Origin of the sequence: Gracilibacillus alcaliphilus (genome assembly GCF_016909015.1) — a bacterium.
Taxonomy (GTDB): domain Bacteria; phylum Bacillota; class Bacilli; order Bacillales; family Amphibacillaceae; genus Gracilibacillus; species Gracilibacillus alcaliphilus.
In genome coordinates this window covers 1-13621 of the sequence record NZ_JAFBFA010000023.1, presented here as the reverse complement: position 1 = coordinate 13621, position 13621 = coordinate 1, and the positions used below count along the sequence as shown (strand labels likewise).

Here is a 13621-nt window from a genome sequence, read left to right as displayed (position 1 = left end):
GCAGGTCAACACATGCAAGAGAGAAAGGCTTGTATTAGTCCTGAATTTGGAAAAGCCGCTTGGCGTTTTTTGTTGTTTGCTGGCTCAATTCGTCATAGCTTATATCACGTAATGCAGCTATTTGCTCGGCAATAAGCTGCACATAGGCTGGTTCATTCCGTTTACCACGCTTAGGATGCGGTGCCAGAAATGGACAATCCGTTTCGATTAGCAAACGATCAGCGGGGACATACTTGGCTACTTCTTTCGGTAAGTTGGCATTCTTAAATGTAACTGGTCCGCCTAATGATATATAAAAATTCATCTCTAAACAGCTGTCCACATACTCAACCGAGTCATTGTAACAATGCATGATACCGCCTACCTCTTTGGCATCCTCTTCCTGCAATATCTCCACGATATCTTCGGTGGCTTCACGATTATGAATAATAATCGGTAACTTTACTTTCTTCGCGAGTCGAATTTGCTTCCGAAACACTTCTTTCTGTATGTCCTTCGGTGACTTATCCCAGTGATAATCCAATCCCATCTCACCCAGTGCCACCACCTTTGGATGGTTAGAAAGCTCTTCTAACCAAGCCAATTCCTTAGCTGTCATATCAATGGCATCTACTGGGTGCCACCCCACTGCAGCATAAATATGATTATGCTGCTCAGCCATTTCTATTGCCTTTGGGATCGTTTCATGATCAAATCCAACCACTACCATGTATTTCACACCTGCCTGTTCGGCACGTGCCAGTACTTCTTCACGGTCCTCATCAAAATGAGAAACATTTAAATGAACATGTGTATCAAATAACATTGGGTAGGAACCTCCTCTATAGGGTAAGAGAAACGCTTATCCTATATTCAGATAAGCGTTTCTCTTATTTGTTATCTATCGCACGACGGAACCATTTGGCAGATCGCCTGCAACTGTTGCTAATGATAAGGAACCGTCTTTATCCTCGCCTGACAAGATCATGCCCTCTGATAACTCTCCACGCAGTTTCACTGGTTTTAAGTTTGTGACACAGATGACCTTCTTACCAATAAGTGATTCTGGTGTATAGTATTCGGCAATACCTGAAATAACTTGACGCTTCTCTGTACCAAGATCTAATTGAAGACGTAATAATTTATCGGCTTTTTTCATTTTTTCTGCGTGTAACACTTCAGCGACACGTAAATCAACCGTCATAAATTGATCATAGGTAATTTCTTCTTTTGTTTCCTGCTCCTCTTCTGAAGGTTCAGGCGCTGGCGGTGTCATTAAATCCTTGATCTCTTGTACTTCTTTTTCCACATCTAAACGAGGGAAAATAGGGTCTTTTTTAGTTACTTTTGTACCTGCTTCTATCACACCAAATTCAGCCAGGCTTTCCCATGTGTGTAATGCCTCAACTTGTATACCTAACTGGTCAAAGATACGGTATGGCGTTTGTGTTAAGAACGGACGTAATAGAATCGCAATGCGACGCAGACTGTCAGCCAAATGTGCCATCACATTACCCAAACGTTCCTTTTTGCTATCGTCTTTTGCCAATACCCAAGGTTCTGTTTCATCAATATACTTGTTGGTTCGACTTACATACTTCCAAATCTGGGTTAAGGCGATCGAAAAGCCCATATTATCTAAGGATTCTTCGACATTTTCGATCGTTTCTTTTGCTAAGGCCTCCAGCTGTTGATCAAAGTTGTCCTCAGCTGCACGAAATGCTGGAATCTCTCCATCAAAGTATTTATCAATCATCGCAACTGTACGATTTAATAAGTTACCTAAGTCATTGGCTAAATCATAATTGGTACGATCCACAAATGCTTCTGGCGTAAAGACACCGTCTGAACCGAACGGTACTTCACGTAATAAATAATATCGCAAAGCGTCTAAACCATAGCGGTCTGTTAAATCAGTTGGATTTACAACATTCCCTTTCGATTTCGACATTTTACCATCCTTCATCAAAATCCAGCCATGGGCAAATACCTTTTTCGGCAATGGCAGATCTAATGCCATCAGAATAATTGGCCAATAAATCGTATGGAAACGAACAATTTCCTTACTCATTAAATGGACATCTGCCGGCCAAAACTTTTGATAAAGGGAATCGTCATCGGTCCCGTAGCCCAATGCTGTAATATAGTTTGTCAAGGCATCGATCCAGACATAGATAACATGCTTCGGATTACCAGGAACTTTAATTCCCCAGTCAAATGAGGTCCGAGAAACAGCCAAATCCTCTAAACCTGGCTTAATAAAATTATTAATCATCTCATTCTTGCGGCTCTCAGGCTGAATAAAGTCCGGATTTTCTTCATAAAACGCCAATAAACGATCGGCGTATTTACTCATTTTAAAGAAATAAGATTCTTCCTTTACAAATTCAACCGGTCCGCCACAATCCGGGCAGTGGCCATCGACTAATTGTCGTTCGGTAAAGAAAGACTCACAAGAAGTACAGTAATGACCTTCATATTCATCTAAATAAATATCTCCTTGTTCGACAAGACGTGCAAAAATTTTCTCTACCACTTTCTTATGGCGGTCTTCTGTGGTGCGAATATAATCATCATAAGAAATATCGAGCTTTTGCCATAATTCTTTAATGCCGCTCACGATATTGTCGACATATGCCTGAGGTGTGATGCCTGCTTCATCGGCCTTTTTTTGGATCTTCTGTCCGTGTTCATCAGTTCCTGTTAAATAATGTACATCATAGCCGCGCAGCCTTTTATAACGTGCCATGGCATCTCCAGCCACCGTACTGTAGGCATGGCCAATATGTAAATTACCACTAGGATAATATATTGGTGTTGTAATATAGAAAGTTTTCTTTTGCTGAGACATGTTTTACCTCCTTATTTCTATTCTCCATCAGAAAATGAATTATCTAAGATGCTCTTCCGTTTATATTTTCTTTTTTTATAAGCAGTCTGCTTTTATTGTAGCGATTTTTCTAACAAAATTCCATTATTAAAGTGCGCGTTCAAAAAGTTCGATAAAAAAGTTAAGTTCGCAACATCGTATTGCAACACCGATACTAGCACATCCTGTACGTCGAAAGTTTAAGGCGACGCAGCTATGACACGGAGCGTATGCTTTTCATACGTGAGTAGCGGACTTGCACAGGATGGGTTGACTTCTGCGTTGTCCACACGATGCGGACGACCTTAGTAGAAGTTCCCCTATTGTCAACGCAGAAATTCGATGTGTCATTTTTATTGGGCTTTCTGAACAACCTATTAAAGCATTTTTTCCCTGAACATTATAACATAAACCACATTATTTATATTTATTTTTATAAATTATTCTTTTTAAGCCTTACATAACAAGATTTTCTGTTGTTTTTTCTCCTTTGTATTTCGAAAAAACGATGATATTTTGTCGAATTTTATTTGAAAAATTGTTTATTTTATTTAATTTTTTGAAAAAATAACCTTGAAAACCCTTTATTCACCTACTTTTTTTAGAAATATTGAAAAATAATACAAAAACCGTTTGACATTACTGGGAACTAATGGTATTATTACGCTGTAGGTGTCGAATAATGCCGAAAATTTATCAAAGGGGAGAGAAATAAATGAAATCAACAGGTATTGTAAGAAAAGTAGATGAACTTGGTCGTGTTGTAATTCCTATCGAACTACGTCGTACACTAGGAATTGAAGAAAAAGACGCTCTTGAAATTTACGTAGACGACGAGCGCATCATCTTACAAAAATATAAACCTAATATGACTTGTCAAATTACTGGTGACATTTCTGATGATAACTTTACACTAGCTGATGGTAAACTTATCCTTAGCCCAGAAGGCGCAAAACAACTTATTGACGAAATTCAAAAAAAACTTAGCTAATCCAAGATTAACCTGACAAAAAATTTTTATATAGCTGTAGCTTAAACAGGGGACAATACAGCAGAACTTGGCAACTGAATGGCGCACCAACATGACTGGGATGAATCATCATCATACAGTAAATTATCGGCAAAATCATTTTGTTGCGGCACTTGCTGATATTGTCTGTTCTATCCATATAATTAAAACGCGATCATGTCCATGGTCGCGTTTTTCCTCACTATAAAATCAGTTCCACCAGAAAAATAAAAGCTGCTTTCTCGAAACGAGGCATTTGGCGGAACTTATCCACTTCCTGATTTTGGTTTCACATTCATATATAAGTATAACAAAAACCGATTCATCTGCACAGCTACCACACCCATTTTTTGTAAAATGGATAGATAATGTCTTCATTCTTCCAGATGAAAAGCGCTATACACGTCACGCTTTGGCAGCTGGCGATCTTGGGCAGCCTGTTTAATCGCTGCTTTGCTTGAACAGCCTTCTTTATCCATAATTTGTTCAACGTGTTCCTTCAAGGTTAAATCTGTCCACCATATTTCTCCCTGCTGTTCTTCCCTTCCTTCTACCACAATACAGCACTCCCCTTTAATGGGATGTTCTGAGAGCCATTTCACTATTTCCGGCAAAGTACCGCGAATATATTCTTCATACTTCTTGGTTAATTCCCTCACTAAGGCAGCCTGTCGATTGCCATAACGTTCTGCCAAATCCTGCATTGTCTGTTCGATTCGATGTGGAGATTCATATAGAATAAACGTGGTATCCAGTTTTGCTAAATCATCAAATGCTAGTTCGCGATCCTTTGCCTTTCTTGGCAAAAAGCCATAAAAAAAGAAGGTATCTGTTGGTAATCCTGAGCCGACCAAAGCAGTTATAGCAGCATTGGCACCAGGCAAGACCACTATATGTATATCCTGTTGAATAGCGGCTTGAATCATCTCGTACCCTGGATCCGATATTCCCGGCATACCGGCATCACTAACTAAAGCCAGTTTCTGCCCTTCCTGTAGCATTGTGATAATCTGAGCCTGTCTGGATACCTTATTATGTTCATGGTAACTTATCATTTTCTTTTTCAACTCAAAATGATGTAACAGTTTCCCTGTGTTTCGTGTATCCTCGGCCAAAACGACGTCCGCCTCGGTTAAGATCCGTAAAGCACGATAAGTAATATCTTCTAAGTTGCCAATTGGTGTCGGCACAATATATAGTATGCCCCTGTTCTCATTTTGATAGCTCTTCTGGATTTGCATCTGTACCATACCCTTCTTTATGCTCTCTAATCAATTGATCCTTTTGTTTGCGAGTCAGCTTCTTTATCTTGGCTTCAAGCTGCAAGGCCTCAGACTTCGTACAGCAGGACTGCATAAATTGTAATTCAAACGGGGATCTGCCTCGGGTATACTTCGCACCCTTACCTTGTTCATGCATAGCCAAGCGGCGCTTAATGTTATTGGTATAGCCTGTATATAAGGTGTGATCTTTGCATTTCAATATATACACCACATGCTGATTAGTTTCTTTCATACATGATCCCTTCTAACTCTTTCAGATAATGGCCGTGTTCATCCAATAAATAGAGCGGCGGCAACATACGCAGATCAGGCTTGCCATCTCTAATCCCTTCAATCAAAAGGATATTGGCCTCTCTTCCCATCTTGGGATAAACAAATTGAACCCGTTTCGGCTCTATTTTATACTGACGCAACAAAGTAATGATATCGACAAAGCGTGAAGGGCGATGTACCATCGCTAACTTCCCGCCAGATTTAACAAGCTTGCTAGAGGCGGCAATTACATCCTCTAATGAACAGAAGACCTCATGCCTGGCTATTGTTAAAAAATCATTGTTATTAAGATGATGGATATTCGCCGTAGGGAAATATGGTGGGTTTACGGTCACTAAATCAAATTTATTATTTTTAAAATGAGCAGGCATCTCTTTTAAATCACCATGGATGATCTGAATTTGCGATTGGAGATCATTTAACTCCACACTGCGGCATGCCATATCATATAATCGTTCTTGAATCTCCACTCCTGTAATTGGCAAGATTGTTTTCCGTGCTAATAATAAAGGTATAACGGCATTTCCTGTACATAGATCTAATATTTTTCCTCGCTTTTTGGGAACAGAAGCAAATTCGCTTAGTAATACGGCATCTGTAGAAAAAGCAAAAACAGTAGGGCTCTGAATAATTTGCATCGACTGATCCACTACTAAATCATCCAAGCGTTCATCATCTTTTAGTTGCATAAGCTTACTCCTTGTTTCTTATGGTATATCAGACAAAAGGCTGACATCTCTATCCTGCTGTCAGCCTGCCTCATCTCATTATTTTGTTTTGTTTAAGAATAGTAAACAGAAAAGACAATCGCCGTCCTGTCTTGGGCTTCCGAAGTGGACATTACAGATATGGAAACCTTCCTCATAGAGTCTTGCCAGATTATCATACCCTTCTCCAATACCTGTTTCACCTTCATTACCTTGCTCTTCACTCTCTTGGGCTTCCGTTTCATGGTCTAAACGTTGTCTAAGGTGATGATTTTCCATTTCTAGACGGTGATTCTCTTCTAACATTTCACCTAAATGCTGTTTCAAGTCACCTAATTGCTGGTATAATTCACCGATTTGTTCTTCCATATCAGATACTTGTTCAAATAATTCCTTTTTCTTCACGTCTCTTCCACCCCATTATTCTGTGCCCTGGGTACTGATAACTCCTTCATCTATCAATTCATCTAATGTATATTCTACTACTCGTTCTTTCTCAGGGATTTCGATTTGAATCAGACGCTCTAGGATGTTTAGTCCAACTACTTTTCCATGTCCATATGCCGTCTTGATCTCTTCTCCCAGATCAGGCAGCTCTTTCTTAGCTGTTTCATAATCATCATTCTCATACTTTAGACAACACATTAAACGGCCGCATAACCCCGAAATCTTGGACGGGTTTAAGGACAAATTCTGGTCCTTTGCCATTTTAATTGAAACAGGCTCAAAATCGCCTAAGAAAGTAGAGCAGCAAAGCATTCGGCCGCACGGTCCAATACCGCCCAGCAATTTCGCTTCATCACGTACCCCAATTTGGCGTAATTCAATTCGTGTTTTAAAAACAGAGGCCAAGTCCTTCACCAAATTACGGAAATCTACCCGTCCATCTGCCGTAAAGTAGAAAATAACCTTGTTTCGATCAAACGTATACTCCACATCAACGAGATTCATTTCCAGTTCGTGTTCTTTGATTTTCTGCTGACAAGTTTGATAAGCTTCTTCTGCGATATCTCGATTCTCTACCACAACCAGTTTATCCTTATCATTGGCAATGCGGATGACCTTCTTCAATGGCAGGACAACATCTTCCTCGTCTACCTGCTTATTGGATACAACAACTTTCCCAAATTCTATTCCTCTGACTGTCTCCACGATAACATATTCATTGGTTAAAATCGTGGTCTCGTCTGGATCAAAATAATATATTTTACCCGCTTTCTTAAAGCGGACACCAATTACTTCTACCAATTATTTCACCTCTGTATTTGAAGCGTTAGCTGCTCCACTACTAATTGCGGATGCACATTCTGTTCTAACTTACGCTTGGCATGCATGATATGCTGTAAATAATCTGCCGCATGTATTATCGACCAAGCCATACTAGCATCTTCTATTTTCTCACGATGCTGTACAAATACCAATTCAGAAGTCTCATCTAAATGGTAATGCACAATATCTCTAAACCAAAACAATAATAGATCGAGTCCTTCTTGCAATTGGATTCGTTCTTTAAAATGAGGCATCCACTGAGTGTGCACAAAAATCGGCACTTCATTTGGATTATGCTGAAGCATGTCTACTAATTGTACCACTAATTTTCGTGCCTGTGCAAACCAAGTATCCTTACTCTTCTCCATTGCTTCATTCCAATTATTCGTCACCGCTGTCAGCAGACGGGCATTTGCTAATGAAAGCCCCTCTTCTTGAAGCTTCTCTTCCAGTTGTTTTGGCTGCAAGGGTTTAAAGGAAAGAATCTGACATCTTGACCGTATCGTGGATAAGATGGACTGACTGTTCTCCGTTAACAAAATTGCTGTCGTTTGCTGACTTGGCTCTTCTAAAAATTTTAACAGCCGGTTAGAGGCGTTATCGGTCATTTTATCGGCTTGTGAAATAATGTATACTTTCTTATTAGATTCAAGTCCTGTGTACGTAAATTCCTTCTGTAAATGGAGAATCTGTTCTTTTTTTATACTGGCGCCGTCTGGATAAATCATATGTAAATCAGGGTGATTACCGCTCTTAATTCGTTTACAATCACGGCACTGATAACAAGGTTCTCCAGACGTCCGCTTCTGACAAAAAATACTCATCGCAAATAATTGTGCTAACGTCAACTTGCCTGTGCCTTTATCACCAGTAAATAAATATGCATGTGAAATACGATTTTTCTGAATACTATTCATCACCATTTTACTAACAATGGGCTGTGTTTCCAGTATATTGGACCAATGAATCTCCATGGTATAGCCTACTTCCTTGTGTAGAATATGTGTTCAAATATAAATAAATTTATCACGAGATGAACCATCCATAATACCAATGGAGGTCACCTTTCCCCAGATAGACAAGGTGGACGGACAAGAACCATCCATCCACCTTCCTATCATGTATATAAATTAACGAGAAGCCCTTTAATTTCTCCAATTAAATCTAAGATTTGGATGGTATTCTTCTCCTGATCCATTATCATTTCTGTTAAATCTAATAGTTTCTCATCCACTTCTTCAACAATTGTTAACTGACGGCTGTCCCCTTCCAGCGTAAAGCTATGCGATTGCTTCAATGACATACCATAGTCAATGGCTTCTTTTACAAATTTTTTTACTAATCGCTTGTAAGAGGCAAGGTCGCGGAAGGAACGAAAGCGAGCGAGTTTTTGGCCTTGGGCAGTCAAGTCGGACATTAGCTTGTGCAGCTGTGCCTGCTGCATCTGCGTCGATTGTTGTTTCACCACCGTATCAAAACGCTGACCTGCAGCCCGTGTCTGTGTATCCTTTTTATGCAGTGCATCTAATTGCGTTCGTATGTCTTGGGTAATTTTCATAATGTATCCCAACCTGCCTTTTTGAATAACCTCTTTTAGAACTGTTGAAAAGATTCCACTGGTACTACAAATACAGTAGCTCCGCCTACTTCCACATTGATAGGCCGCGGAATATAAGAATCTGCATTGCCTCCCATTGGCGATACAGGAGAAACCAGCTGTTCCCGCTTGCTGCAGTTATCTTGAATAATTTCCAATGCCTGGTCAACGAACTTATCCTCACAGCCAATCATTAACGTCGTATTACCTTCCTTTAGAAACCCGCCTGTTGAAGATAGTTTGGTCGTTTTATACTGGTGTTCTCCTAGTGCGTCAATCAGGCGATTACTGTCCTTATCCTGCACTACAGCCAATATTAATTTCACTTCAATCTCTCCCTTATTTAGGTTAGATGTGCTTTAATTTTGTTATATGCTTGTTCCTCTACTTTTATTATATCAAATTTTGCATCAATTCTCTCGATGCGATTTGGAAATTCCTGAAGTAATTGCTGGTAAGCCTCATATACTTGCTGATGAAAAGCCAGAGACTCTAAATCGAGTCGATTCTGTTCCCGTTCTTTATTGGTCATGACTCGCTGTAAGCCGGCTTCTGGATCAATATCAAAAAACAAAGTCAAATCAGGCATATGATTCTGAATAGCAAATTGATTAATTTGAAATACCTCTTCAACTCCCAGTCCCCGAGCTGCACCTTGATAGGCCAGACTAGAGTCTACAAAACGGTCACATAACACGACCTTGCCTGCTTCTAACGCCGGCTTTACTTTTTCTACTAGATGCTGACGACGGGCTGCCGCATACAGCAAAGCCTCTGTCCGCGCATCCATCATCGTATTTTTCGTATCCAAGATTACATCACGAATACTTTCTGCTATCGGAATCCCACCAGGTTCTCTTGTAGCAAGTACTTGGTAACCCTCCTCCGTTAAGCGTTGAGCCAATCGCTTTAAAATAGTCGTTTTACCGGCTCCTTCTCCACCTTCAAATGTTATAAACACATTCATTCTCCTTCTGGCATATCAAATATATAGATTCCTTCCTGTCGATGACTTGGTTGAAAACCGATATTCAACTGGAATAACTGCTTGATTTTTTTTATGGTTGCTGCTTCGATTCGCTCTCCTTTTGCAATCAAGGGAATACCTGGCGGATAGGGAATAATCGCTTCTGCTGCTATTTGTCCCGCTGCTTCCTCCCACGTACACCATTTAACATCTAGGGCTTGCATATGATGATAAGATAACGCCAAGGGTGCAATTCGATCTTGAAAAAATAAATGACTTACTTCTATTTTAGCATGTTTTAACCCTTTTAATCTATGCTTGATTCTCTCTAGCTTCTTTTGCAGACCGTCTAAAGGAAAAGTTGGCTCTAAACCAAATATAAACAGTAGGTGCCGATCTGTGCTTAATTCAAAATAAATATATTCTTCTTCAAAAAGTGCCTGAACATCACTGCTTCGAAGGTGTTCCTTGATACGCAGCGTTAATTTGAATGGGTCATCATTTGTTTCGATATCCCAATACGGCGCCGCTTCCAAATTGCTGCGAACCGCTGCTATGTAGTCAAGGGCTGTTTGATATTGTGTACTTGTATAGTTTGCCAAATAGCAGCGTGCCAAATCTAAGCTAACCATTAAGGGATAGGAAGGACTGCTGGATTGCAGCATCTGCAAATAATAACTGACCTTTTTCATCGGTACTCGATCCGTATACACATGGAGAAAGGCTGACATCGTTAAGGATGGTGTCATTTTATGAGCAGACTGCACCACTATGTCTGCTCCCAATTCCCCGGCCGATGGAACTGGAACAAAAGGAAGGGAAAAATGACAGCCATGCGCCTCATCAATCAGGACGGTGATATCGTTGGCATGAGCTGTCTCAATCAGCACTTTTAAAGGAAATATATCACCAAAATAATCGGGATAGGTTAAAATCATCGCCTTTATCTCTGGATAGTCATTCAGGGCTTGTTTCATCATATTGGTTGAGGGTGCTGTATACCTTTGTTTCTCGAAATCATAAGCAGGCGGTAAAAAAATCGGCTGCACACCTGCCAATTCCATTCCATGTAAGATAGATTTATGGCAATTTCGTTGTACAAATACCTGATCACCAGCTTGGCAGGCAGCTAAAATCATTGCCAGATTACCAACTGTGCTGCCATTAATTAAAAAATAACTCTGTTTAGACTGAAACCAGTCCGCTGCTAATTGCTGTGCAGCCGCAATAGCCCCTTCTGGTGCATGCAAATCATCTAGTCCATTTAATTCTGTTAGATCCCATTTTAGCATGGATTGCAGTTCAGCTTTAGCCTGTTGTGAAAATACCTGACCATGTTTATGACCAGGAACATGAAAAGAGATAGGGTCTCTTTCAATAAATGTTCTTACAGCTTCATAAAGCGGTGCTTGTTTTTGCTTATTTAACATATATATACCCTTTCTAGTACAGTGGATAAAACACTTAGAGAGGTTGCTCAAAAAGCCTGACTTAGTGATTGCACTTGGTTCATATTCACACCGTTTTTGAAAAAGCAAGAAGATACTAGCGTATTTCTGCCCATCCCCAAGAGCGACGTCTGCTACATCCAGAATATCTGAACGTATCATTTATAGTGCTGCCTGAAGTCAAGACATATTAGTTTTGAATAACCTCTGATAGTGACTCTATTATATAGTATGGGTTGATTGATTAATAGCACGTAATTTCTTTACATAGAATTGATAATGATCGTCATGCGGATGAATAGCAAGAATCTCTTGTTCACACTCTTGACAAAGATACATTTGATACAAAAAGATACCATTACTCTTTCGTTGATCACATACACCGCATCTATAATGTGTTTTATGATGATTCATTGATCACACCTCCATTAGCTAGTGTAATCAATCTACTAATAATTATACAAAGAATAATAGATTTTTTTAAATTGTTTCACGTGAAAAAATAGAACGCAGCCTATCAAGTCCATCGGTTGTGTGTTGTTTACTATTAGAAAAACGAAGGCTTATCGCCAAGTTTTTATAACGAAAACCTTCGTATTACCTATAAACTTCTATACTTCTCTACGGTAAAAAAAGACTTACCCTATATAAGCGGTAAATCTTTTTTCATTGAATTAGATGATTTTGTCAATTAAGCCATATTCCTTCGCCTCTTCTGCCGTTAAAAAATAATCACGATCTGTATCTTGTTTTACTTTTTCAACGGATTGACCGGAATGATGAGCAATCATTTGATTAATTTTTTCTCTCAGCTTTATAATTCTTTTAGCAGAAATATCTATTTCTGTCGCCTGACCACGCGCTCCGCCTAGTGGCTGGTGCAGCATAATCTCACTGTTTGGCAGGGCAAAACGTTTACCTTTCGTTCCCGTTAATAATAACATTGCCCCGAATGACGCTGCTAATCCTGTACAAATGGTGCAGACGTCCGGCTTAATATATTGCATGGTATCAAGAATGGCAAAGCCTGCAGAGGTAGAACCACCTGGACTGTTAATATAGATGGAGATATCTTTTTCCTCATCTTCAGCAGCAAGAAATAGCAACTGTGCGACAATAGTGTTCGCCATCTGGTCGTTTATTTCATCACTAACCATAATAATCCGATCCTTTAATAGCCGAGAAAAGATATCATAAGACCGCTCCCCACGATCTGATTGTTCAATTACATATGGTACTGTGTTCATGTACATCCTCCTTTAAAAGGCAAAGTTCCCTATGCCGTCATCAAGAGAGCGTAAGAAGAAGGACGATGTGTGGAATGATACAAACGTAATGTTGGTTGATCTCCCCTAAACCATTCTGGAATCAATTGAATCAATTGGGTGGGATCATTGGCTTGAATCACTTGAATAACAACGGAGATGAGTTGGTCTGCCGGTTCTTCTAATAATGGAAGCTGATCAGATGAATCAATGTCTTCTCTATTATCGAGATGGTTTCTGGCTCTGCTCAACATGGCTTTCACTGCCATCTCAGTCATTCCACAGTTCTCAGCAATTTCCGTTATTTGATATTGAAAAACATCCTTCAGTAAAAAGACGACTAATTGCTTAACTGTCATCTTTGATAACAACTGCTCTGCAAGTGCTTCTACTTCTTCATAATTACTGTTTAGTTCATATCCCTGTTCCACTAATTGTTCTGTTTCTTCTCTTTTTTTCCGCTTCTGGTCAATCCAAGTATGGTAAGCTATTTTCTTCAGTAAGCTAACATTCCAGGTATTAGGGGCGCCATAATTGACGAAGGCTTTACTTAAGGTTTCCTGTATTAATTCTTCACCATCCCACTTGTCTTGCGTCAGAAAAAAACAGTAATATGAAAGCGGATGATAAATCGCCATTAATACGGTATCTTCTTTCTTTCGATTTGTGCTAGGCCTAGCGCACATACCAATCACTCCTTTTCACGCTTCTCTATAATAGAAACGATTATATGCTGTAAAAAGATATGGGCAAAGAAATTTTTTTACTCTTTTCTTCATTATACACGCTATACGCATGGTTGATGAAAAACATTCCTCCCTCAAACAATTAATCAAAAAAGTCCCTTTTTACGATACAACAAAAACTCCTTAGTGTATGTACTAAGGAGTTTTTGTAAGTGCCTGGCAACGTCCTACTCTCGCAGGGGTAAACCCAACTACCATGAGCGCTGAAG

General features: G+C 39.6%; 16 protein-coding genes. 1 reads left to right on the top strand and 15 read right to left on the bottom strand.

Translation table 11 applies throughout. The features are described from left to right. Window positions 1-34: 34 nt before the first annotated feature. Window positions 35-805: a TatD family hydrolase gene (locus tag JOD18_RS15535; protein ID WP_204670048.1), complete on the bottom strand. Its 771-nt coding sequence runs from the start codon at window positions 803-805 to the stop codon at window positions 35-37. A 75-nt stretch (window positions 806-880) separates the two neighbouring features. Next, window positions 881-2830, bottom strand: a complete 1950-nt coding sequence (gene metG / locus JOD18_RS15530; protein WP_204670047.1) for a methionine--tRNA ligase — start codon at window positions 2828-2830, stop codon at window positions 881-883. 733 nt (window positions 2831-3563) lie between these two features. Between metG and JOD18_RS15525 the strand changes: the two genes are divergently transcribed. Continuing rightward, on the top strand, window positions 3564-3839 hold the full coding sequence (locus JOD18_RS15525) for an AbrB/MazE/SpoVT family DNA-binding domain-containing protein (RefSeq protein WP_204670046.1): 276 nt from the start codon (window positions 3564-3566) through the stop codon (window positions 3837-3839). A gap of 392 nt (window positions 3840-4231) precedes the next feature. Here JOD18_RS15525 and rsmI read toward each other — a convergent pair whose 3' ends face one another. The 13 genes from rsmI to JOD18_RS15460 form a co-directional block, all read right to left on the bottom strand. Beyond that, window positions 4232-5098, bottom strand: a complete 867-nt coding sequence (gene rsmI, locus JOD18_RS15520; protein ID WP_204670045.1) for a 16S rRNA (cytidine(1402)-2'-O)-methyltransferase — start codon at window positions 5096-5098, stop codon at window positions 4232-4234. Then, the gene (locus JOD18_RS15515; protein ID WP_204670044.1) at window positions 5070-5372 is read right to left on the bottom strand and encodes a GIY-YIG nuclease family protein; all 303 of its coding nucleotides are present in this window, start codon (window positions 5370-5372) and stop codon (window positions 5070-5072) included. The genes rsmI and JOD18_RS15515 overlap by 29 nt, the downstream gene beginning before the upstream one ends. Further along, complete coding sequence (locus tag JOD18_RS15510) at window positions 5359-6102, bottom strand: tRNA1(Val) (adenine(37)-N6)-methyltransferase (protein WP_204670043.1); 744 nt, start codon at window positions 6100-6102, stop codon at window positions 5359-5361. Before JOD18_RS15510 ends, JOD18_RS15515 begins: the two co-directional genes overlap by 14 nt. A gap of 78 nt (window positions 6103-6180) precedes the next feature. Beyond that, complete coding sequence (yabA, locus tag JOD18_RS15505) at window positions 6181-6489, bottom strand: DNA replication initiation control protein YabA (protein WP_239588170.1); 309 nt, start codon at window positions 6487-6489, stop codon at window positions 6181-6183. A gap of 51 nt (window positions 6490-6540) precedes the next feature. Beyond that, window positions 6541-7368, bottom strand: coding sequence for a PSP1 domain-containing protein (locus JOD18_RS15500; protein ID WP_204670041.1), 828 nt, complete (start codon window positions 7366-7368; stop codon window positions 6541-6543). A 5-nt stretch (window positions 7369-7373) separates the two neighbouring features. Continuing rightward, complete coding sequence (gene holB, locus JOD18_RS15495) at window positions 7374-8363, bottom strand: DNA polymerase III subunit delta' (protein ID WP_204670040.1); 990 nt, start codon at window positions 8361-8363, stop codon at window positions 7374-7376. A gap of 143 nt (window positions 8364-8506) precedes the next feature. Beyond that, on the bottom strand, window positions 8507-8947 hold the full coding sequence (locus tag JOD18_RS15490; protein WP_204670039.1) for a YaaR family protein: 441 nt from the start codon (window positions 8945-8947) through the stop codon (window positions 8507-8509). A gap of 35 nt (window positions 8948-8982) precedes the next feature. Next, window positions 8983-9312, bottom strand: coding sequence for a cyclic-di-AMP receptor (locus JOD18_RS15485; protein ID WP_204670038.1), 330 nt, complete (start codon window positions 9310-9312; stop codon window positions 8983-8985). A gap of 17 nt (window positions 9313-9329) precedes the next feature. After that, entirely contained in the window at window positions 9330-9947 is a 618-nt protein-coding gene (gene tmk, locus JOD18_RS15480) for a dTMP kinase (RefSeq protein WP_338029554.1), read from the bottom strand. Window positions 9948-9949: 2 nt separating this feature from the next. Then, the gene (locus tag JOD18_RS15475; RefSeq protein ID WP_204670036.1) at window positions 9950-11383 is read right to left on the bottom strand and encodes an aminotransferase class I/II-fold pyridoxal phosphate-dependent enzyme; all 1434 of its coding nucleotides are present in this window, start codon (window positions 11381-11383) and stop codon (window positions 9950-9952) included. Between the two features lie 240 nt (window positions 11384-11623). Next, on the bottom strand, window positions 11624-11815 hold the full coding sequence (locus JOD18_RS15470) for a sigma factor G inhibitor Gin (RefSeq protein WP_204670035.1): 192 nt from the start codon (window positions 11813-11815) through the stop codon (window positions 11624-11626). Window positions 11816-12075: 260 nt separating this feature from the next. Then, window positions 12076-12648 (bottom strand): ATP-dependent Clp endopeptidase proteolytic subunit ClpP, encoded by a 573-nt coding sequence (clpP, locus tag JOD18_RS15465; protein WP_204670034.1) that lies wholly within the window; start codon window positions 12646-12648, stop codon window positions 12076-12078. 29 nt (window positions 12649-12677) lie between these two features. Further along, complete coding sequence (locus JOD18_RS15460) at window positions 12678-13352, bottom strand: sigma factor-like helix-turn-helix DNA-binding protein (protein ID WP_204670033.1); 675 nt, start codon at window positions 13350-13352, stop codon at window positions 12678-12680. Window positions 13353-13621: the final 269 nt, after the last annotated feature.